At 46.6% G+C, this 22,315-nt stretch carries 17 protein-coding genes; 9 read left to right on the forward strand and 8 right to left on the reverse strand.

The annotated features are described in order from the left end of the window. From ribE to ribH, 3 genes are all read left to right on the forward strand, one after another. A complete protein-coding gene (gene ribE, locus A4U59_RS15915; protein ID WP_066174610.1) occupies positions 1-660 on the forward strand; it encodes a riboflavin synthase in 660 nt (219 codons plus the stop codon). A gap of 14 nt (positions 661-674) precedes the next feature. Continuing rightward, on the forward strand, positions 675-1,868 hold the full coding sequence (locus A4U59_RS15920; protein ID WP_066174614.1) for a bifunctional 3,4-dihydroxy-2-butanone-4-phosphate synthase/GTP cyclohydrolase II: 1,194 nt from the start codon (positions 675-677) through the stop codon (positions 1,866-1,868). 75 nt (positions 1,869-1,943) lie between these two features. After that, the gene (gene ribH / locus A4U59_RS15925; protein ID WP_066174617.1) at positions 1,944-2,411 is read left to right on the forward strand and encodes a 6,7-dimethyl-8-ribityllumazine synthase; all 468 of its coding nucleotides are present in this window, start codon (positions 1,944-1,946) and stop codon (positions 2,409-2,411) included. A 376-nt stretch (positions 2,412-2,787) separates the two neighbouring features. Here ribH and A4U59_RS15930 read toward each other — a convergent pair whose 3' ends face one another. Next, positions 2,788-3,291, reverse strand: a complete 504-nt coding sequence (locus A4U59_RS15930) for a ferritin (RefSeq protein WP_066174620.1) — start codon at positions 3,289-3,291, stop codon at positions 2,788-2,790. Between the two features lie 464 nt (positions 3,292-3,755). After that, positions 3,756-4,001, reverse strand: a complete 246-nt coding sequence (locus tag A4U59_RS15935) for a YusG family protein (protein WP_066174622.1) — start codon at positions 3,999-4,001, stop codon at positions 3,756-3,758. A 421-nt stretch (positions 4,002-4,422) separates the two neighbouring features. Here A4U59_RS15935 and A4U59_RS15940 point away from each other — a divergent pair, with 421 nt between their 5' ends. After that, positions 4,423-7,461 carry an efflux RND transporter permease subunit gene (locus A4U59_RS15940; protein WP_066174625.1) on the forward strand — a complete coding sequence of 1,013 codons (3,039 nt, stop codon included), beginning with the start codon at positions 4,423-4,425 and terminating at the stop codon, positions 7,459-7,461. 590 nt (positions 7,462-8,051) lie between these two features. Here A4U59_RS15940 and A4U59_RS15950 read toward each other — a convergent pair. Next, positions 8,052-8,909, reverse strand: a complete 858-nt coding sequence (locus A4U59_RS15950; RefSeq protein WP_066174663.1) for an MBL fold metallo-hydrolase — start codon at positions 8,907-8,909, stop codon at positions 8,052-8,054. 38 nt (positions 8,910-8,947) lie between these two features. Beyond that, positions 8,948-9,697, reverse strand: coding sequence for a phosphorylase family protein (locus A4U59_RS15955; RefSeq protein WP_245680573.1), 750 nt, complete (start codon positions 9,695-9,697; stop codon positions 8,948-8,950). A gap of 142 nt (positions 9,698-9,839) precedes the next feature. Between A4U59_RS15955 and A4U59_RS15960 the strand changes: the two genes are divergently transcribed. Further along, positions 9,840-10,334 (forward strand): L,D-transpeptidase family protein, encoded by a 495-nt coding sequence (locus A4U59_RS15960; protein WP_066174631.1) that lies wholly within the window; start codon positions 9,840-9,842, stop codon positions 10,332-10,334. A 246-nt stretch (positions 10,335-10,580) separates the two neighbouring features. Here the strand turns inward: A4U59_RS15960 and A4U59_RS15965 are convergent, their stop codons facing one another. From A4U59_RS15965 to A4U59_RS15975, 3 genes are all read right to left on the reverse strand, one after another. Beyond that, positions 10,581-10,934 carry a DUF1360 domain-containing protein gene (locus A4U59_RS15965; protein ID WP_066174634.1) on the reverse strand — a complete coding sequence of 118 codons (354 nt, stop codon included), beginning with the start codon at positions 10,932-10,934 and terminating at the stop codon, positions 10,581-10,583. A gap of 660 nt (positions 10,935-11,594) precedes the next feature. Then, positions 11,595-12,719 (reverse strand): hypothetical protein, encoded by a 1,125-nt coding sequence (locus tag A4U59_RS15970; protein ID WP_066174637.1) that lies wholly within the window; start codon positions 12,717-12,719, stop codon positions 11,595-11,597. A 171-nt stretch (positions 12,720-12,890) separates the two neighbouring features. Then, a complete protein-coding gene (locus tag A4U59_RS15975; protein ID WP_066174640.1) occupies positions 12,891-14,009 on the reverse strand; it encodes a BMQ_0737 family morphogenetic spore coat protein in 1,119 nt (372 codons plus the stop codon). A gap of 185 nt (positions 14,010-14,194) precedes the next feature. Here A4U59_RS15975 and A4U59_RS15980 point away from each other — a divergent pair, with 185 nt between their 5' ends. Together A4U59_RS15980 and A4U59_RS15985 are read left to right on the forward strand one after the other, a co-directional pair. Continuing rightward, positions 14,195-15,406: a hypothetical protein gene (locus A4U59_RS15980; protein ID WP_066174643.1), complete on the forward strand. Its 1,212-nt coding sequence runs from the start codon at positions 14,195-14,197 to the stop codon at positions 15,404-15,406. A 102-nt stretch (positions 15,407-15,508) separates the two neighbouring features. Further along, positions 15,509-18,403, forward strand: a complete 2,895-nt coding sequence (locus A4U59_RS15985; protein WP_066174648.1) for a coiled-coil domain-containing protein — start codon at positions 15,509-15,511, stop codon at positions 18,401-18,403. A 238-nt stretch (positions 18,404-18,641) separates the two neighbouring features. On the opposite strand, the gene A4U59_RS15990 is transcribed toward A4U59_RS15985, so the two are convergent. Next, positions 18,642-20,480, reverse strand: a complete 1,839-nt coding sequence (locus A4U59_RS15990; protein WP_066174651.1) for a hypothetical protein — start codon at positions 20,478-20,480, stop codon at positions 18,642-18,644. 278 nt (positions 20,481-20,758) lie between these two features. On the opposite strand from A4U59_RS15990, the gene A4U59_RS15995 reads away from it, so the two are divergent. Both A4U59_RS15995 and A4U59_RS16000 read left to right on the forward strand, forming a co-directional pair. After that, positions 20,759-21,616 (forward strand): TVP38/TMEM64 family protein, encoded by an 858-nt coding sequence (locus A4U59_RS15995; protein WP_066174654.1) that lies wholly within the window; start codon positions 20,759-20,761, stop codon positions 21,614-21,616. A gap of 33 nt (positions 21,617-21,649) precedes the next feature. Then, the gene (locus A4U59_RS16000) at positions 21,650-22,012 is read left to right on the forward strand and encodes a DUF4259 domain-containing protein (protein ID WP_066174657.1); all 363 of its coding nucleotides are present in this window, start codon (positions 21,650-21,652) and stop codon (positions 22,010-22,012) included. Positions 22,013-22,315: the final 303 nt, after the last annotated feature.

Below are 22,315 nucleotides of genomic sequence, written 5' to 3' on the forward strand. Positions count from 1 at the left end.
ATGTTCACTGGAATTATAGAAGAAATCGGCACTATAAGAAGCATCCGCGGTTCCGGTGAAGCCATCGCTGTTACAGTCGGCGCCGAAAAAGTACTGGAAGATGTCCGGCTCGGCGACAGTATCGCAGTCAACGGCGTTTGCCTGACTGTCACATCATTCACGGATAACCGGTTTACCGTCGACGTCATGCCTGAAACAGTGAAGGCCACCAATCTGAGAGACTTGACGACAGGCTCGAAAGTGAACCTCGAGCGCGCGATGGCAGCAGGCGGACGTTTCGGCGGCCATTTTGTCTCGGGCCATATCGACGGAACCGGCAAGATTATAAATAAGAATGCCGATCAAAATGCGGTCTATTATGAAATCGAGGCAGATGACAGTCTCCTCACCTATATGATGATGAAAGGGTCTGTTTCCGTAGACGGGACCAGCCTGACGATTTTCGGCTTGACTGAACACAGCTTTACCGTTTCCCTCATTCCTCACACCAGATCGCATACCGTATTGGGTGCCAAGGAAAAGGGAGACACTGTTAATGTAGAATGCGACATGCTCAGCAAATACGTCAACAGGATTCTGGAAGCAAAAACTGAAAAGAAGCCGTCACCAGAAAAGCAAGGTATTTCAATGGATTTTCTGGCCGATAACGGTTTTATGTAAAGGAGAGATTCGCCGTGTTCGATCCAATTGAAAATGCAGTGAACGATTTAAAAGAAGGAAAAGTCGTCATCGTTTGTGATGATGAGGACCGTGAGAATGAAGGAGATTTCATCGCTCTCGCCGAAAAGGCCACACCCGATGTCGTCAACTTCATGGCCACACACGGCCGGGGGCTCATTTGCGCCCCGATTGAGAAAGATCTTGCTGACAAACTTGAACTGTTCCCGATGACTTCACACAACACGGATCCGCACGGAACTGCGTTCACTATAAGCATCGATCATAAAATGAGCACAACCGGCATTTCCGCGTACGAGCGTTCCGCAACGATTAAAAACATGCTGGATCCAGAAGCCAAACCGGTTGACTTCAAGCGGCCGGGCCACGTCTTCCCGCTCGTCGCCAAAAAAGGCGGCGTCCTGCGCAGGGCCGGCCATACGGAGGCGGCTGTCGATCTGGCCAGGCTGGCAGATGCAAAACCTGCCGGCGTCATTTGTGAAATCATGAATGAGGACGGCACAATGGCCCGCGTACCCCAGCTGCGGGAAATCGCGGATGAATTCGGACTAAAAATGGTTACGATCAAAGATTTAATCAAGTACCGGAATCAGAAAGACAAACTCGTCCAGCGCGAAGTTGAAATCAAGCTGCCGACCGAGTTCGGGGATTTCCGGGCATACGGCTATTCCAACGCACTTGATGATAAAGAGCATGTGGCCCTTGTCAAAGGCCAGATCAACCCGCAGGAGCCGACGCTGGTGCGCGTACACTCCGAATGCCTGACAGGCGATGTGTTCGGCTCATTCCGGTGCGATTGCGGACCGCAGCTCCATGCTGCCCTGACCCAAATTGAAGAAGCCGGCAGCGGTGTGCTGCTCTATATGCGCCAGGAAGGCCGCGGCATCGGCCTTTTAAATAAAATGAAAGCATACAAGCTCCAGGAAGAAGGATATGACACCGTCGAAGCGAACGAAAAACTCGGCTTCAAGCCTGATCTCCGTGATTATGGCATCGGGGCCCAGATCCTCCGTGACCTCGGCGTCTCAAAGATGAAGCTCCTTACCAACAATCCGCGTAAAATCAAAGGTCTCAGCGGATATGGGCTGGAAGTGACCGAGCGAATTCCGCTTCAGATGGAATTCAAGGAGGAAAACGAGAAGTATTTACGGACGAAGCACAAAAAGCTTGGCCATATGCTTCATTTTTAAAATGGGCAACTCCAACTCAATTTAACATGCAGCACAAAATATATAAACGATTGGATAATCAAGGGAGGAATTTTAATGGGTAACGTATATGAAGGAAATCTGGTAGGAACTGGGCTGAAAGTCGGTATCGTGGTGGGCCGGTTCAATGAATTTATTACTAGCAAGCTTCTCGGCGGTGCACAGGATGCACTCATCCGCCACGGTGTTGAAGATGAGAATATCGATATCGCATGGGTGCCGGGCGCCTTCGAAATTCCGATGATCGCACAAAAAATGGCCGATACGGGCAAATATGACGCCGTCATCACGCTTGGAACAGTCATCCGCGGGTCCACTCCGCATTTCGAATATGTATCGAGCGAAGTCGCAAAAGGTGTCGCCGCCGCTTCAATGAAATCAGGCCTTCCGGTCGTCTTCGGCGTCCTTACGACAGATACGATTGAACAGGCGATTGAAAGAGCCGGCACAAAAGCAGGCAACAAAGGCTGGGATGCCGCTTCCACTGCGATTGAGATGGCCAATCTTTCAAGATCTTTTGACTAATAAGATATTTTGTTAAGACAAGCCTCATTCACCTATGAAGTACCGATATCGTGGAAAAAGGCGAAAAAGCAATTAAATGCGGTCATTAAAAGCACCGATAATTGCATATCAAAGAACATTATAATCAATACAAAAAGAGGCTTGGACAAACGTATTTGAGTCAAAGAAAAATCCGAACTATCTTGCGAAGCTCTAAATAGAGTTTCGCATTAGTTCGGATTTTTTACGTTATGGCTTTCTTGCAATGAAATTATTCGTCTATAGAGCTGGGCAGTTTAGAGGAAAGCAAGCATTACTGCTCCACGTAAACAGAACCATTTATCATTCACAAGGCTTATCCTTTCCCCCTGTGTTTCCCCACATTTACCTGATCTTATCAAAGCTGTGCTGCCGCCCCATTTATTCTTTGCCCCAGTTCCTGATCCAGGACCAGCAGCGCTGCCGGATTGTCAGAAGCAAGCGCCAGGCGGTCAACAATCCGCTGTGACTGTGATTCTTCTTCGATCTGTTCCCTCAAAAAGTCATTTATAATGACAGCGGCCTGCGGGTCTGCCTGTACAGCAAAGTTATATGCCCGCCGATACCCGTTCGTAACATACTGTTCATGGGCCAGCACCTGTTTAAATGTTTGTAAAGGGCTCCCGAAATCATCCTGCTGGGCGGGGACCGCTTCGAGCTTCACAGTTCCGCCTTTATCATTCAAATAATCTATGAGAACAAGCATGTGGGTCCGCTCCTCATTTGACTGTGCTCTAAGCCAGCTCGCCATCCCGGTGTAATTGATCCGGTCCATATAAGCCGACATGGCGAGATACAGCGTACTCGAAACATGTTCTATTTGAATAAGCCTATTTATCAAATTCTGGATATCTTCGTTCATCGGGACTCTTCTTCCTCCTTCCTGTCTAGCTACATGTATACGTTATGCAAACCAGATTGGAAATGTAAGATGTCCGCCTGCATTCTCATCCAGAATTCACAGCCTCTCATGAGATTAGCGTCCCTCTGATCGGAAATCCCCTTCCGCCTCCCTTCAGTTTCCAGGCACCCCTGCCGCCCTTTCCTTCAGCTGTCGGTTTCAAATATCTTCACCCTTCAGGACTTGAATCCTATATAAGTCCACATTCCGGGAACACAGAACAAATGCGCAAGGCGCCCGCTTAGCGGCGTACACATAAGCGGGGTACCCGCAGGGAGGTGCTCTTTCCTCCCGGTGGGATCCCCGCTTATGACGATAGCCGCTGGCGCCTGGAGCTGGAAGATTCCCTTCTGGCTTTTTATCCACAACGCTTAAAATTTATAATTTCCTTAACTATTAAAAAGAACAGCGCTTTCGCACTGTTCTTAGCACCAACCCTGGTCGCATCCTTCGACATATTGAAGAATGACCGGTTCCCTCTCAGGCTCCTCAAATCGGTAGATCCTGTTTTCTTCGAAAAGATAGCCTTCATTCATATGATATTCCGCCCCTTCGGCGGTATAAACCATCCTGCCGATTTTTTCATTGTTCAGAAACAAGCACATGCTGCCATCTTCCAATTTGCCGTAAACCCGGGTGGTCACATCAAGTCCTTTTCGTTTGGCCTGCATTCGGCTCGCCTCCTTTTCTATTTATTTACCATTATACGTAAGCGGAACTCAGGAAATCAATGATTTTGTCTGAAAATTCTAAAATATATCAATAGGAGTATTTGCTCTATATTGAACAAGCAAATTATAGTTCTTAAAGACTATATAATTGCCGTCAAATCGGCCGGTTTCTGGCTGAATGATGTTTTTTAAGAATTCCAAAATGATTAATACGCTTCTTCTTATGCAGGAATTTTAATTGCTTCATCAATATCGTCAAAAAATAATAATCCTAATTGTCTATTTTCAGACAAATTTATTGGAATTTTAAAAAAGGAAATCCGTTTTTAGGTCAAATATACTAATTAACGGAAGAAGTTTCAGGACTCATACCCTTCTCATCCTGTCTTTTTCCGCGCATTCATGAGAGGAGAGTTTTAGCATGTCTTGGTTAACAAAGTGGGCGTTCCGCAACAAAGCTGCAATCAGTCTTACAACCGTACTTATTCTAATTTTAGGAGTTGTCAGCTACTTTACGATGCCGATGGAATTTCTCCCTGAAGCAGACAATCCCCAGGTGACCGTTGTTGTCCTTGGTCAGGGGAATGATGTGGAATCGATGGTCAATACAGTAACTGAACCGATTGAAACTTCGGTTACTGCCGTGAAAGGCAAACGGGAAGTCTATTCCACCACAGGGGACGGTTTTTCAAAGGTTGATATCATGTTTGAACCGGGAACCGATATGAAGCAGGCAAAAACAGAAGTCCAGGAAGCGGTGAATGGAATCTCGCTCCCTGAAGGAACGGCAAAGCCTCATATTGTTCAATTAAATACAACCATGATACCGATTGCAGACATTTCCATCAGTTTTGCAGACGGGCTGACGAAAGAAAACCTCGAACTCGCCAATAAAAAGATGATACCCGCTTTCAAAGATATTGATGGAATCGGCAGTGTCGCTTTTTACGGGAAAAATCATTCTGCCGTCACCGTAGAAATCGAAAAAGAAAAACTGGCCAAAGCCAGACTTACCCCTGAAGCCATTTTTGGGGCGCTTCAAGGACAAAACACCACTGCCGCTGTCGGACAGGGTACCATCGACGGCAAAACCAGTAATATAATAGTGGCCGGAACACTCGATGGGCTCGATGATTTAAAGAATGTTGGTGTGGCACCGGGCGTAAAGCTGGGGGATGTAGCATCGATAAATACAGAAGAAAATGAGACAGGGACAATCACCAGGCTTAACGGTGAAGATTCGCTCGTTGCCGTAGTTACGAAAGACAGCAATTCAAATGCTGTCGCAGTTGTTGAGGATGTAAAGAAAACTGCCGAAGAACTGACTGCAAAATACGAAGGAGCGGAGGTAACCGTCTTCTTTGCAACTGCTGACATGATCGTCAATTCTGTAAACAGCATGATGCGGGAAGTCTTGCTCGGGGCCTTGTTCGCCACACTCGTCATCATGTTTTTCCTGCGAAATCTGCGGTCAACTTTTATCACGATTGTGTCGATTCCGCTGTCACTCGGTTTCACTTTGTTTCTCTTATCCCAATCAGGCATCACCCTTAATATACTTACCATCGGCGGAGTTGCAGTAGCTGTCGGCCGCCTTGTGGATGACAGTATTGTCGTGATTGAAAATATTTTCAGGCGCATGCAGAAACATGAAGAGTTTTCCGTTAAAATGATTGTCAGCGCAACAAGGGAAGTGGGATCGGCCATCACTTCATCAACTCTCACTACAGTCGCAGTATTTTTGCCGATCAGTCTGGTCGGCGCCGGCCTGCAGGAATTTTTCCTCCCGTTCGCCCTGACTGTTTCATACTCACTGTTATCATCACTCGTTGTGGCTTTGACGGTCGTGCCGCTTATGAGTGCTGGACTTTTGAAAAATGCAAGCCTGCCAGTCCATCAGGCACCAAAACGATTTATCGGGGCTTTAAACTGGTCATTGAACCATAAATGGGTTATCCTGCTCACTTCCTTTGTGTTATTTGCGGGATCAATCGGCGCCTATTTCATGATGCCGAAAGGTGCCATAGACAGTTCTGATGCTGAAATCATTAATGTATCACTGGCCTATCCGAATAACAAACCGCTAGCTGAAATTACCGAAAAAGCGGATAAAATGGAAGCCTTTCTTCTTGACCAGGACGGACCAAAGTATGTCTTCACCCAGATGGGAAACAGTGACGAGATGGCGCAATACGGGAACGTTGGCTCTCCGACGACTGTAGTATATACGATTATCATGGAAAAAGGCGCCAATGCTGAAACGTTCATGAAAAATGTCCGTGCCCAGCAGCCGTATTATTCCGATGCCAAACTGACAGCCGCTATGCAATCTCTCATGGGCGGCAGCGGCAGTGCAATCACAATCGATGTTGCAGGCGCCAATTTGAGTGAAATTGAAGAAACCGCTGCCGCCATCCAAACAAATATAAAAGGCTTTGACGGCATTGAAAAGCTTGAAACAAACGAAGACGAGAAAAAAACGGTATACACGTTTGACATCAAGCCCGGCACCGCCGATCCTCAGCAAGTATCCCAGCAGCTCGGAATGATGATCAATAAAATGCCGATCGGAACCGTTAACATGGAAGGCACAAAAACACCTGTTATGCTTGAACCGATCATTAAACCGGAAACAAAGGATGATTTGGAAAACATCCAGTTAGCGACTCCGGCGGGTATAGTGCCTGTGTCAAGCATTGCTGCTATAAAAAGCGAAGAAAAATCCACACAGGTCCTTCACAAAGAAGGAGACCCTTATATCCGGATAACAGCAGCGATTGACCCTAAAAAGCTGTCAGTCATTTCTGGAAAAATCAACAATGTGATCAAAGGTGCAAAACCTGGAGAAGGAATGGATATTCCCGATGGCATAGACGTTCTTGTCGGCGGCGCTTCCGCACAGCAAGCGGAAGACTTCACCGATCTCTTCATCACCATGGGCGTTTCCATCGGTCTCGTTTATTTAATTATGGTCATCACCTTCAAAACCCTGCGGGCACCGATTGCCATTCTGTTCTCACTGCCGCTTGCCACCATCGGAGCGGTGCTCGGCCTCATCGTCAGCAGGATTCCTGTCGATATCACCGCCCTGCTCGGGGCATTGATGTTAATCGGTGTGGTTGTGACGAACGCAATCGTTTTGCTTGATCGTGTCAAGCAGAACGAAGAAACGATGATTATCCGCGAAGCCATCCTGGAAGCAGCAGGGACACGCATGCGGCCGATATTGATGACAGCAACCGCAACGATATTTGCGATGCTGCCGCTGTTATTCAGAAAAGCGGAAATGGGAAGCCTTGTTTCCCAGAGCCTTGCAGTTGTCGTCATCGGCGGACTCGCAGTGTCCACAATGCTTACCTTAATTGTCATTCCGACAGTCTATGAATTGCTGTACTTCCGGAAATCGAAAAGGCAGCGGCTGGAAAAGGAATTGAAGCCTGCTGAGCCGGATATTGCCTGAAACAAGAAGGAAACAGCTTTTAGCTTCTGTTTTACACCCATTTTATAAACTTTTGTTTGCCTGGCCGGTGTCCAACTGACCAGGCATGTTTTATTTACGTTCATGCTCACGTGTTTCACGCCGGATGACTGTTCATTCACGCCTTATCCTCGGTTTTTCACGCCGTACACGAACAGCCGGGATGAGGGTGATGCTCTTTCACACGGGATTGCGTGTCTTTCACGCCGAACTGTGTGAGTTTCACGCGTAATATCCCTTATTTCACGCTGCAGTGCCCGACTTTCCCGCCGGATCGACTGTTTCACGCCGTTCAGGCCGGATTTCACGCCGTAACTCCTTGTTTTCACGCCATAACAACCGGCACCCCAACAAAAAAACTCACCGGCAGGCGAGTTTTCAGGTGAAGACAGAAGCATAGTTGTATGATTTTATATTCATAAAATTGGCCACTTCGTGATATGTTTCCTGGCAATAATTCATACTCTAATACGGACAAAACACCTCTCCGCCAAAAAAACAGAGAGGCAAATCAGCAAGAGGGATGGAACGAATTGAAATGATCGTTCTTCATATCACGGCACGGATCACGATTATTTCACTTCAACAACCATCGTGTCATAAGCAAATTCAATATCAAGGCCGTCCGCCTTCAATTGCTTCTCTACCTCTTTCAAATCATCATAGCTTAAGCCGTCAATTTCCTCGACATGTGTTAAAATTGTCCGCTTCGGCTGCAGTTTTTTGATGATGGCAAGTGTCTCTTTAAAAGTGGCTTCCAGTTTCAGCACCGGATGATCTTCCGCAAACACACGCTCACCGGTCAGGGGATGGTATTCAGCAAGCCCCATCGGCAGCACAGCAAGGTCAACCCCCTTCATGCTGTCATCCGGCTGCCAGCCATTCAGTTCATCCGGTTCAATCAAGACCCGCTTCTCCCCTTCTGTAACGAGAAAAGCATACACATAGTCTTCAGCGAGCCGGAACGGATATATGTCATACCCGTTCAAGGATATTGTGTCGCCATCTTTCAGTTCATGCTGCTCGATGAAGCCCATATACGAAAAGAAGTTTAAGTGATCGGCGCTGCCCAGCCGCTCTTTAAAATCAATCGTGACCTGCTCGGGCAGATAAACGTCCGTACTCGTGTGCTTCGGCGGATAGTTCACCCAGTCGGCGTTCATTGATTCAAGCACTCTCCGCCCCATCACATGATCTGGGTGCCAGTGTGAGTAGATGACCCCTTTAATTGATTTTACCTGTGACCGATTCAGCTGAATGCTAATATCTTCTGAAGTGTCTATTAATAAATCCGGACCGTGCACAAACAACCCCGGACCCGTGCGGCTGTATGGCACGCCCTTATCGCGCGCTTCTGCGCACACGCGGCAGCTGCAAAGCGGCCGCGGAATGACCGTTGCTCCGCCGGTTCCCAAAAACTCAAGTTTCATCATCTTCCACTCCCTTTGACGATTCTTAGACAGGCACCCTAAGATAATTGAGCGAGATGCAGCGCAAGTTCCCTGATGCGCTCATCCGTTTCCTCCTCAACCTCTTCCCGCAGTTCCTGATTGTTGTACAAATGCTCCCCTTTTAAAAGATGGTCAGAAAGATTCAGAAAGCCAATCGCTTTTTTGGTGAACTTTTCAGCGACAGCAAAAGTGGCGGCTGTCTCCATATCAACCCCAATGTGGCCTCTCGCCGACCATCCTGTAACCATGTCATACGTCTCTGTCATGAGGGAACTGGTCGTGATGACAGATCCGGTTACATATGTATATCCTTTTTCTTCACAATAACGGATTGCTTCTCTGACAAGAACTTCATCCGCTTTTACGATTCTCTCACCGGGCAAATACCAGTGCGATACACCATCTTGCATCTCAGCAGCTGTCACGATTAAAATATCTCCATAATCAACTTTGTTGGACAGTCCGCCGAAATAGCCCGTCTGAATGAATTGTTCTGTGCCCGCTGCAGCAAACTGGTGGGCAATGGAACCGGCCATCGGGCCGCCAAACACGTTGGCAAATCCGACTTGCCTCTTTTCATACCGGCCGATAACCGTATTCCAGTGTGTCTCTTTGCAACTACCGGCCAGGATTTCACGCCATTTTTCCAGATTCCAGGCATGCTCCCATTCCCCGTGCAGAATGAAAGTTCCGGGCACTTCCTTTTCTTCCAACTTTAAGATGTCAAGCCAATCCTGTTTCGAAAAGTCTCCGTATAATTTCAACATGTTTCCTCCTCTATTTTTAAGTACGGTGCGGATGGGGGAATCCCTCTTTTTATTTTTCCGTTGGCGTTATTCCGAGGTGCTTGCATAGCAATTCTAAGACAGCACTTTTGGTGAAGTGACTTACGCAAAGGAGGAGCAGCTGATGATTCATACTGTAAAACCCGGGGAAATCCTCTCCCAAATTGCCCGCGATTATCGAAAACCGCTCCGGGAAATAATCGCAGCTAACCGGCTGGTGAACCCCAACCTGATATTTCCAGGTCAGAAACTGGTGATACCGGGCTTTCCCCCGGCAGAATCAATTCCTTTCCAGATCACTGTATCTGTTTCGAAGCGGACACTGACGTTAAGACGGAACGGGCAAATTGTAAAAGTTTATCCGATTGCTGTCGGACGCATTCTTCATGGCACACCTACCGGAGACTATATTATCATCAACAAAGCTCCAAACCCCGGCGGCCCGTTCGGCACGATGTGGATGAGCCTTTCTAAGGAACATTACGGCATCCACGGCACGAATGACCCTTCATCGATCGGAAAGGCGGTTTCAAAGGGGTGTATCAGGATGTTCAATAAGGATGTGGAAGAGCTGGCACGGACTGTGCCAGTGGGAACTCCTGTCGCAATCAGAGTTTAGCCGGTGGTTTTGCCAGTAAACTTCGTTATCGTGAATTGTCCTTATTTAAATGACTTTCTGTCCCACGGATATGGCGTCAAACCGGCTAGACTGTTCCGGAATAAACGCTTGTCGGATGGATTACTGTCCAGTTTTTCCCTTTCACTGTCCAATTTCCGGGGTTTACTGTCCAAGTAAGATACTTAACCATCCAGTTCGCACCTGCCAACAAAAAACCGGCTGAATCAGCCGGTTAAACTACTGTCCTTAATCCATCATCCGCTGCACGGCCGTCTCCACAACAGCAGCCGCACCGGCCCCTGCCAGAATAAGAATAATAAACTGGAATGCACCAGGCCAGTACCAGTACCCGGCCACCAGGAAAACGGAGGACCAAATTCCCGTACACCAGTAACAGCTCAACAATTCCCCGATCCAGTGGCGCAGCCCCGCTCCCTTAATTTCCAGATAAGGCGAAGTTGTGCCATCCTCAAGTTCCTCAAATGCGATTTCGTGGAAGGGGCGCCTTAAAAACTCGGTTACCGCGTCAAACACGATCAGTCTTGTCAAACGGAAGACAGCTAAAGACAGCAAAAAAAATTCCAGCCATGTGATGGTCATATGGAATCCTTCCTTTTCAATTGAAGTGGTCTGACACCGATGCAGGAACGGCTCATGAAAAGGCCCAAAGATTCTGCTGATCTTCAGGCATTTTCTCATTAATAAATTGTAAAGTGAAGCGGAGACATGTTTGCACCTTTTATATAAAACATCTCACTGCTTGTTTTCCATAAACGGATGAAACGATGAAGCGAGCTGTTGCAGGTAATGGCACTTATGATCATAAAGAGACGGGAATGGCTGGACAGTCGGATGTGAAGATAAATGTTTGTCAGCGTTTCACCGCGGTGTTTCTTTCATCCATTTTAAACGAACCGGGCTCCTTGCGATGTTTTTCATCTGACAGTGTTGTTTCATTCCGGCTTTCCTTTCCTGGAAAGAGCCCACATCCTTCATAGGGGAGTTCGATGAAGTAATGGCTGATTATGTTATGATAAGCAGCCTGCCAATTAGAATCACTTTTAGGGAATTACTTTTTCTTGCATCCGCAGCCGCCGGTTTTGCGGGGCGCTGCTGCCTGGCTCCTGTTAGCTGCCTTTCCTTTTAATCGCCTGCTCCTTGGGGAAGTGCCGCCCTTGCGCTGGCGATAAAGTTTTCTTGTTTCTTCCGGTGTCAACGAAACCACTCCTTATCTTTATTCTTTTCTAATGCTTATCTGGCTTATTTCAAATATTTAGAAGGATTAAACGTTTTTCCGCTTTGCGGCTGTTTTTTCCGCTTGCCTTTTCCTGCAGTTCCCTGTTTTGAACCATCGGTCCTGCCTTTACCTGAAGAAGACAATGCTTGATTGTCCGCCTTATTTTTCTGGGTGTCTTTTTTCTTTGCCTGCTTATTTATTTGTCTGTCAGCCATCGTGTTATTATCGTGCTTTACTTGCTCTGTAGTTTTCTTGACCGCTTCATTCCTGCCGGTTTGTTCATGCTTTTGCATATCACCGACCACTCGTTCAAACAGCTGCTTATGTTCCTTCATTTCTTGTTTGAGGCGGGCAATCTCAGCGGTGAGCTGTTCCGTTTTTTCGATGCACTCCGTTTCCTTGTCTTTGCTGCCCCATGACAACCCGAACATACCGAGCCACCCTCCTTTTTTCACATTCTGCAAATCATCCGTGTTGTAAGTGGAATGAATGACCCTGCTGTCTGGACTTCTTTCCAGTGAATGATTCCGATGCTCGGAACCTTTACCGGTCTGACTGCCGGAAACCGCCATTGAAGGATGCTCTACTTCTTTAATAAGCCGCTGGAGCTGTTCATTTTTTGTTCTAAGTTTATGGGTCAATTGCTTGTTATTTTTTCTTTTCATTTCAAGTGCCTTGAACAGATCGCGTTCATTATCCTGAGATTTATCCAATAACCGGTATGCATGCCGGAGCCGATAGACCTGTTCTTGATTTACCTTCTGGTATTGCTTTATTTCTTTGCCTTTCGCATGGATTTCTCGTGTCAATCGTCTGCGTTCATGCCTAACTTCTTCAATCGAGCCCTGGAGTTCATCTGCCTGCTTGTGAAAATACTGGAGTCTCGGCGATCCATCTGGAAAGTGTCCATGCACTTTTTCTTGCCAGGGTTGTTCTTTGTCCGCTTTGATCGAATGCAGAGAAGAAAGAATTTCATTGATCTGATGGATATTCTCTTTGCCCTCTCGCTGCATGGCATGCAAATTATTTTTTATATCCCGCACACGGTCCTGGTGTGCCTTCATTTTCGCTAAGACTTCAGATGCTGCCAATTCTGTCCTGACCGTCTCATCTCTTTTGTGAAACGGCAAAATATTACTGCTCTTCATATCTGCTCCCACCTTCAAGGGAAAGGTTCTATTGTTAAAATATGCAGAGATGGGGAAAATGTGAAGATGGATTGACATTGACTGAATTATAAAAGCCGGGAAGCCTTTGCAGGCTCACCGGCTTCACTTGCTGCTTACCCTTTTTCTTTCATGGTGACACTCTCGCCGTCTTTATGCAGGAGCCCCTCCATTTCCGTTACCATTACCATTACCATTGCCTCCATTTAAATCAATCGGAGGGAACACGCCAAAGCATTGTTCAGGGAATGTGAAGTCAGGGCACTCCTGGCTGATAGGCGGTACAGGGATAATGTCACGAGGCATGCAGAATCCGGTTGAAACAACTTCCAGTTTAACTTCTGCTTCTACCTGAATTTCGAAGCATACGTTAATTTCAAGCTGGAGTCCAAGATCCGGCGCCACATCCGCAATAAAGTTCTCATCACATGTAACACGTGTGATGCGGCAGAGAATATTATCCGTTGTAAGCTCTTCCGGCAAACACACAACAACCTTTCTGAACAGGTTGATCAGCGGACGGAACCTGCAAATTTCCTCTCCCTCACAGTCAAGGATGATGACAAGCGGCCTTACTCGGAATACAGCCTTAACAACGGCCAGGTTGCCTTCAAGCCTTCTGATATTGGAGGAAATGACACAAATCGCATTTCCTTCCGGTTCTGGCTGCGGTTTAGGGAGGAGCGGGAATGTTCCCGGTTCGAGCCCCTCGCACTCAACGGTGAGAGGAGTTCTTCCATCTTCGATTGCATCCTCTATTGCCTCCATGCAGCCTGCAGGAATTGCAACTTCCTGATCAGTGCCGATAGCATCCATCACCCAGTCGTACACTTTTTGTACGCGGATGCACTCGATTACTTCTTCATCGGGATCCGGGCCTCCATTTTCCTGGAATGTACCGCATCTGCACGGCGCTCCCGTAATTCCAGTTACAAATACACAAACATCTTCACCTGCAAAGTCTTCAGGCTCCAGAGTGTCTGCTTCCATTGCTGCACACAGCGTGAAAGTGACATTCCCCCCTGTCGGCAGCCCTTGCGGATTCTCCAAATTCACGTCAAATGGACCCTCAATCGGATCACATGACGGGCAGTTATCCCTGAGCTCCCATCCTTCTGGGAAATCTGTCACCTCAACATCAACAGGGGTATCGAAACAAACTCTTTGCAAATTACCTCCGCTGTTGTTGAACACAGTCAAGGTCACGCAATTTTCTTCAGCTGCATCATTTATTACGAGCAGCACGCCATCAACTTCTGCAATAGTCGCCAAATTCACTCATCCTTCCTTAATAAATGGTTTTGCATTACCATGATATGGTTTTGGAATTTAAGCCGTAATGGACAAAGGCACATTTACAGCGGAAATCCGCTTTAGCCTGATACCCACTCATGATTGCAAAGGAGAATCATATACATGATTTAGAAATATGCAGCTAAATGGAAAGAGGTGCCGGGATGACAAACACAATTTTTTTCAGCGGCGAGTCAATAGGAGTCATTTCAGACCAGGCGCTGGCCGGATTTATGTTGTTTTGCAATAAGCAGGGACTCGATACTGCATGGAACCAGGATGAAAAACGCCTGGACCTGTCTCCATCTCTTAAAAAATTTACTTTTTTTATATCAAGCACAGGCAGTACTGCCGACGGGAACAGCAATGAAATTGCCGAGAACCTCAGCATGTCCCTGGCAAACCACGGATTTTCTATATCAAATGACAACACAGTACAAAATGACTTCGACTTAATAGTGAGTATCGCCTCCGGCCACACAGCGTCTTCTGACACACATTTGCTTATTGAACATAGGCCTGAACTTGATATCAAGCTAAAAAACTTGCTGTATAAAGAATTGAGAAACCAGGCGATTTCCGTCTCCTTTTTGAGAGTGAAAGCGAAAACTGCCCTAAGCCCGCTCCTGACGATAAAGTGTACGCCTGCAGCCGCCCTTGTAAAAAACTTTGGAAAAACAGCATCTGCCGGCCTGGCAAGTGCCCTTATCCGGTATTTCACAGAAAAACAGGCCGCTGCACCGGAAGCTTTCCTTCCCGTTTATATGAAAAAAAACTTGTTACGTGAAGTGTCCAGTGCAGAATCGTCAAGTCCGGCATCATCACCTAAGAAATCTGTCAAAAAGACAGCAGGCAGCAATAATCCAGGCCGCCCCAAACCTGAAACATCTGCTAGCGGACAGAACATCAAGGCTGAACCATTTTTCGATTACACGATTTACCCGCCTGATTCCGACTCGGAAGACCAGGAATACATCATTACCGGTCATTTCAATATAAAAAACACTGGCCATTCAAACCTGTATGCTCCAATCATTTGCATCCGCATCGATCCGATTAACGGGGCGGGCCTGAGCGGCCAGATTGTTCCCCCTACCATGACAGACACCCTCAGCACCCAGGGCCAGACAGGTAAAAAAGGCTGGAAATATGTATACGAAGACTGGATGGAAAGGATAAAAGCAAAAGGCGAGTACTGGATCACACCGATTCAGCCTGTGCATATCAAGCCGGGTGAAACGGAAAGCCTGCGCAACTTCCAGGTTGTCCTGCATCCCCTTGACGGCAACAAACATACAACAATCGACGGCTTTGTTTACTTCAACGATGGGAAAGACCGGTTCATCGCAAACAACCGCATCCAGTTTTCTTTTTAGGAAATCACCGCAATTTGAATTGTCCGTTCACCTCCCCTTTCTTAGAACATATAGATAAGTAAAAAGCCCATTTTTCAGAAGGTTTAACAGGAGGTATGCTTCATGAAAATGAAACGGTCGCAACGAAGTTCAGGCGAAACGTCCGATCCGGTACAGCTGCAGCAAAAAATTATCCATTTCAAAGCGGAGCTTGCCAAATATAAAGAAAAAGTGAAAAACTACCAGGAAAACTACCATTACAGCCAGCTCGATAAATTAAAGGAAGAAAACGCCTGGCTCATCGGTGAGCGATCCGAATATGAGCGGCGCATCCTTCAAGAAAAGGAAAGTCACGAGAAGTCCATCGAGGAATATCAGGATAAAATCCAGGCGATTGCCGAACGGGAAGGCTACTACGGGAGTTCCTTAAAAGCGGCCAGAAGAGAACTCGATCAATTAAGGAAAGAGAGAGTGACAGACCAGGAGGAGCTGAAAAAAGCCGGAGAAACGCAAAAACGGCTGTCTCTTAAAATCGACAGTCTTACCGGAGAATTGCACAGTTATAAAAAACAGCTGGTTCGGGCGAAAGATGAAACTGCCAAACTGCAGGAACATAAAGACCAGCTTGAAAAAACAACAGCCGGCCAGGAAAAAGAGCTTGCAGTTTCCCGAAAGAAAATAACAGAACTTGAAGCCAGCCTGAAAGATGCCGCTGGAAAAATCCGCGAGCTCGAATCGGAAAGTCACAGGCTTACAGCACAACATACGGATTCAGTGAAGCAGCGGAAAATGCTCCAGCAAAAATATGAAAAAGAAAAAGAGACAGCTTCAGCAATCAAGAGCAAACTCGCCAAACTTGAAAAAGAAATAAAAACAAAAAACGAACAGCTGGCCCAATATGAACAGGAAAATAAACAATTGAAACATTCTGCAGAAAACATGACAAAACAGCTCACCTTGAAAGAAAAGGACCTGCTCGAACAAATGAACTTGCTTGAACAAAAAGCCGCCGAACAGGAAAAACAGCTGGCAGCCTCCCGCAGCAAAATAATTGACTTGGAAGCCCGCTTGAAAAAGACAACGGACAATAAGCAAGAGCTGGAATCAGAGTATAAACGGTTTCAGGATCAATACACCGAACAGAAAAAGAACATGCAGAAGCTGAAAGAAGCCCACAAAAAGGAGCTTGAATCCAACAAAGCTATGCATGCTGAGATTGACATGTTAAATGAAGAACTCGATGCAAAAAATGGCCGGCTTGCGGAGTATAAACAACAGACGAAAGATTTGAGCAGCAATGCAAAAAACACCATAAATCAGCTGGCCATCAAAGAAAATGAACTGGCAGTAATGATCGATCAAAAAGAACAGATGGAAAAAGCAGCCGCTGAACGAAAGAACCAGCTGGCAGCCGCCATCAGCCAGATTAAGAACCTGGAGGAATCCCTCCACGAAAAAAGCGGGCAGGCAGAACAGCTCGAATCCGACCATGAAAATCTCCAATACGCATATAAAGAACTGGCTAAAGCTTATGAAGAATTGAACGTCTCTGCACAAAACGAAAAAAAGGCAGCTGAAACGTTTTCCGAAGAAGTGGAACAGCTTAAAGAAAAGCTTGAAGCCCAGTATAAAAAGGTCAATTCCTTTGAACAAAAAATTGACACGTTAAACAGCCGGCTTTACAACTCCAGCAATGATATCCAGCGCCGCAAAGCTGTTGAAAAAAACGATAAAGAAGAAATTGCCCGTCTGCAGCAGAAGCTGTCTGCCTATGAAGGAAAATTCCAGACGCAGGAACAAGCCCATAGAAAACTGACCGCAGAAATCAACCAGTTGAAAAAGACAAACACATCCGGCGAAAAAGAAATTGAAAACTATCAAAAAGAAGTTGCAGCTTTCAAGGAAAACCAGCACGAGCAGGAGAAAAAAATCAAAATCCTCGATACAGAAAAAGCGGAAGCGGAAAAATACTATTCACAACAATTGGAGCAGACGCAAAACGAGCTTGATGCGTATAAAAAGAAACAGCTGGATTACGAAAAAGCTCATAACGCCCTGCTTCTAAACTTTGAAAAACTTGAAAATGACGCTTCCCGAGGCATAACGGAAACGGAAAAGCGCTATGCAAAACAAATGGAGCAGCTGCAAAACGAGCTTGATGCATATAAACAGAGACAACTGGATAACGAAAAAGCTTATAATTCGCTCCTCCAAAAATATGAAAAACTTGAAAAGGACGCTTCCCGCGATAAACCGGAAGCGGAAAAGCGCTTTGCAGAACAATTGGAGGAGCTGCAAAACGAACTTGACGCGTATAAAAAAGAACAGCTGGAAAATGAAAAAACGCATAAAGCCCTTCTAGCTGAACATGAACAGCTTGAAACAGCGGTTTCCCACTATAAAGACGAGGCTGAAAATTATCAAAGCCAGCTGATCGACGCAGCCAGTCTTGTAAAAGAACTTGAGCAGCAGATTCAATCCTTGGAAAAAAGCGAACCCGCATTTCAGCCCGGCGAGCAGCAAATGTCAGAAGACCTTGATACACTTCAACTCCAAATTCAAGTTTATCAGGAAGAAATCATCAATCTGCAGGGGCATAACAAACAGTTGAATGATAAAATAAAAAATCTCGAAAACGAGCTGCAAAAGCGCAGGGAAATCAAAGGTGATGATGATGCGAAGGTACAAAGCCTCATCAGTGAAAATAAGTCTCTTGCCGAAGCGAACAATGCCCGGCAAAACGAAATTCAAAAGCTTGAGCAGGAACAAACTGAAATGATCAAGAGAATTGAGGAGCTTCGAAAAAATATCGGTTCCTTGAATATCAGGGGAATGAAAGTTTCCAAAAAGGGCCGGCAAAACCAAACAACTCTCATTTCACAGCTCGAAAAGCAAATCCAGGTGCTGCTTTCCAGGATTGTCGACTATGAAGATAAACTAAAAGAAAACATCAGCCTCATCACCGATCTTGAAGAACAGATCGAAGAACTATCAGAGAGGGTCGGCCAGGGGGAATAACAGTTTTCAGAACAAATGCGCAAGGCCCCCGCTTAGAAACGTACATAAGCGGGGGTTCCCGCAGGGAGGTGCTCTTTCCTCCCGGAGGGGATCACCGCTTATGACGATAGCCGCTGGCGCCTGGAACTGGACGATTCTCTTCTGGTTTTTTATCCACAACGCTTACATTTTATAATTTCCTTAACAACGAAAAAAATGCCGGTGTAAATCGGCATTTTTTTATTTTTTTCATGATATCTCATCCATCAAAATGAAAGGCATAAAGGCTCGAAAGGAACTCTTCAATCGGAAGGGACGCCTCCCCTTCAAGTTCTCCGCTCCCCTTGATGCTGCAGACAGCGTTTCGCCCCCATACCTGCCCGCTGTCGTTGTTCGGGTTGTAAAAATAAACCCGGTCTGTGCCATCAGGACCTTTTCCCACCCGCTGGATCGAAATGGCGTGATATCCGAGCAGCTTGCCGTTCCGGTCCGTAATAAAGACGCCGGCCGGCTGGGGCAGCGCTGCCTTAATAGATGGGTTTTGACCCGGATGATAATTCCGGATAAACCGTTCAGTAAAAGCGCTGTCAACCAAATTACCATATGTCCTGCTGCAGAACCCTTTCAACACCCAGTCTCCATAAAATGCCGGATTGACCCAGCGGTGGACATCCCCTGTTTTAAACAGGCAGCGCTTCAGCATTTGCTGATATAAATCATGCAGCAGCGGCAACAGCACTACTGAAACAGCATCAAGCGGAATCGTGCCGTCCAATTTAACTTGGGTTCCGGCCTGTGTGGAAATAAGCGGTTCCCCTTCAAATTCCATTTCCAGACGGCCGAAAATGGCAGCACCGGCAGTGATCTTCATAAGAAATTCAGGCTTATGCTGGGCCCATAAGCTGATCGCCCTTGTGGACTGGCAGCTCGGATTCATGCCCTGGGCAACTCCGAGCGGCTGGCCCAGCACGCTCGCACATCCTGCAAGGAGATAAGCTTTCGGTCCGCAATCCCCATTTGTTTTACACATTCTCTCAAGCCTATGATGGACTTCCGGGCAAAGTTCCTGTTTCATGAGCTCTCTGAGATGCCCTTCCATTTCCCCAGTCAACTCCTTATTTTCCAGGAAAGAGGCAAACCCATACACGGCCTGTTTTGTTCCAGGAAATACGGCTTTTTCAATCCACTCGGCCACTACTTCACTTTTACTTTGTAAAAACGCCGCGCCCCTGTCTGAAAGGCCAAACGCTTTTTTCACAATAACCGGCTGTACCCTGTTGAACTTCCGGATAAAAACCGCATGATAAGGTGATACGATTCCGGTCTTCTTCATACTCCTTGCAAACTGTTCCGCCTCGAGGACCAATTCGGTTTCATGCAGCTGCTCGAGTTGCTGCTCGTATTCTTTCACACTTTTTCGCTGTGACAGAGCAGTCGGTTGAAGTGCGAAGATATACTTATCCCCTTCAGACACAACCTGACATGCTGCTGTCCGGGCCCTGTCAAAAAACCTGATCATCTCTTCAATCCGTGAAACGTCAATGGGCCGCTGGACGGCAAGCCGGTCCAGCTCTTCTTTTACCCTCTCGAAAACACCTTCATTCCGGACATGTTTTCCCAAAAAAGAAAACAGCAGCTGAGCCCGTACAACAGCATCGGTCTGCCCGATCCTGGCCGTTTCCGTCTGGGGAGGAAACAGCATTTCCACATTCAGCGCCAGCACTTTTTCAAGGAATGCCGCGGCCTCAACCGCACTGACACGCGGATGCTGACAGGCGCCTTCTGCAATTGCGAGCATCCTCAGTTCACTGAGGCATTCGATAATGGAACCTGGCCCCTCTGTTTTAATGGTCCCCTCCACCAGATTGGGCTGCAGGGCGGCTGCATCCTCCCAGGCCCCGCCGCTGAATACGCCGGCAGGCTCAAATTGCGGCGCATACCGGTATAAAATCTCTACGCCTCCCTTTTCCTCAAAAAGCCAGGCAGCTTTTTGCAAAAAGTCAGCCTTATACAAACTCTTGCTGTATACGTTTGCCCCTGACAGAACATTCAATGCAGCCGCAAACCGCTGTTCATGATCAATGTTTTCAACTGCCATAGGTTCATGCCCTTTCTATCCGCGTATTTTCCTTATTATATGCATGTAAAGGAGCAGTAAGTGACTATCGTTTGCCAGATGATTAAATTTCGGTCTCCTGAAAAACTGGAAAATGAAGTATAATAATCTCAATAGTGCCAACTTTGCTGTTCAGAGGTGCGGTTTTTTGGTGGATCGCACTTTAATTTTGTCCTGGGCTGATTATAGGGACAATCCTTAAATTAACCACCATTATGATTCTCATATTCAATCCCAACGAACTGGAAAAGAGGATAATCATGCAGATCCAACGCCAAAAAACCAGGTACAAATGGCCGCTTCTGCAAAGTGCGTTCATTGCCGTTCCGATATTCGTCTTAACTGCATTATTGCCAACTTTGAATCCGTTTTATAAATTGACAGCCATCGCAATTTCAGTTTTGATCATGACATTATCCATTGTTTCGTATAAATCAGCCAAAAGATCGCTGAAAAATATTGCAAAGCTGGCCGCAATTTATTACTTTGCGGTTATTGCCGCCGTTTTCCTTATTTACTACGCAAGCAGTTTCCTCGTTTTAACAGATAGATATGGTGTTGAAACACTGCTGCAGGAGCATGAGCATACGGCAAAAGCCATCTTCTTTGCGATCAGCTTCGGCCAGCCGATCCTGCTGCCGATTCCGGAAGCGGTCACTGTGGTTGCCGGGAGCTCGGTATTCGGTTCGCATTCCGCCTTTCTGCTTGCTTATCCCGCTACTTTAGCCGGTATCACCATCATGTTCTATCTGTCAAGAGTCGGCGGACTCAAGCTGATCAGAAGGCTCGTCAGCACGAAAAGATTGGAGCAATATCATCACTATGTGGCAAAGAATGAGACAGCCATACTTGTCCTTTTATTCATCATTCCTGTACTCCCTGATGAAGTCATATGCGTTGGGGCGGGTTTAAGCGCTGTCTCGCCGAAACGGTTTCTGACAATAGCTGCGATTGCAAAGTTCATTACCGCCTTCACCCTTGCCTATTCGGTGGAGGCAGCAGAAGCACTTTCCCTGACGGCTTCAGAGCTTACATTTTTGGTCACTGCAGCTTTGCTGGTGATATATATTGGCACGATGCTCATCAAGAAATACGGTTTGAAAGAATCACAAAAGTAAAACATCACTTTTTGAAAATTGGAGGAAAAGAACATGGGCGCTTGGGGAACAGGAATATTTGAGGATGACACAGCCTGCGATGTCCGGGATCAATTCATCGACTATCTGGAAGAAGGCAAAACGATTCAGGAAGCAACAGCTAAAATAACCGAAGAATACGAGGAGGAGTTCAGCATCGAAGACGATCTGGAAGTCATGTCCATCGTCTACATCAGCCTCGCGGCAGTGCAGCTAGAGAAAAATGAGCTTCAGGAAGAAGTCCGCAAAACCGCTATAGAGCTCATTGACCGCGGAGCCGACCTGGAACTGTGGGAAGAAGCCGATGGTGAGGACTATGAAGAACGGCAAAAAGTGCTTGAAGATTTTAATGAGCGCCTCCTTTCCTTAAAGCGGTAAAGAAAACTTGGTCAATCAGTACATGGGTTTTTACTTTGAATACGGTCGTATTCCATTAAACTGGTTAATGGATTAAATAACTGAGTGGATTTAAGCGGAAGTCATGAGGATACTGGGGAAATGAACAGGAGGGAGAGAACCGCAGCCCGCAAATGGTTTCGATTTGGGTGCTGGCCATTGAAGGGCACTGCGTGGATTGCTGGATTGTTCTCCTTGTAGGCACAGGAATTCGGTTCCCGTGCCTGTATTTTCGCCTCTTTGTTGTTTTAGGTATGGAAGGCTGGGGCTCGTGCCTATATTCTG

This window comes from Bacillus marinisedimentorum (assembly GCF_001644195.2).
Taxonomy (GTDB): Bacteria; Bacillota; Bacilli; order Bacillales; family Bacillaceae_O; genus Bacillus_BL; species Bacillus_BL marinisedimentorum.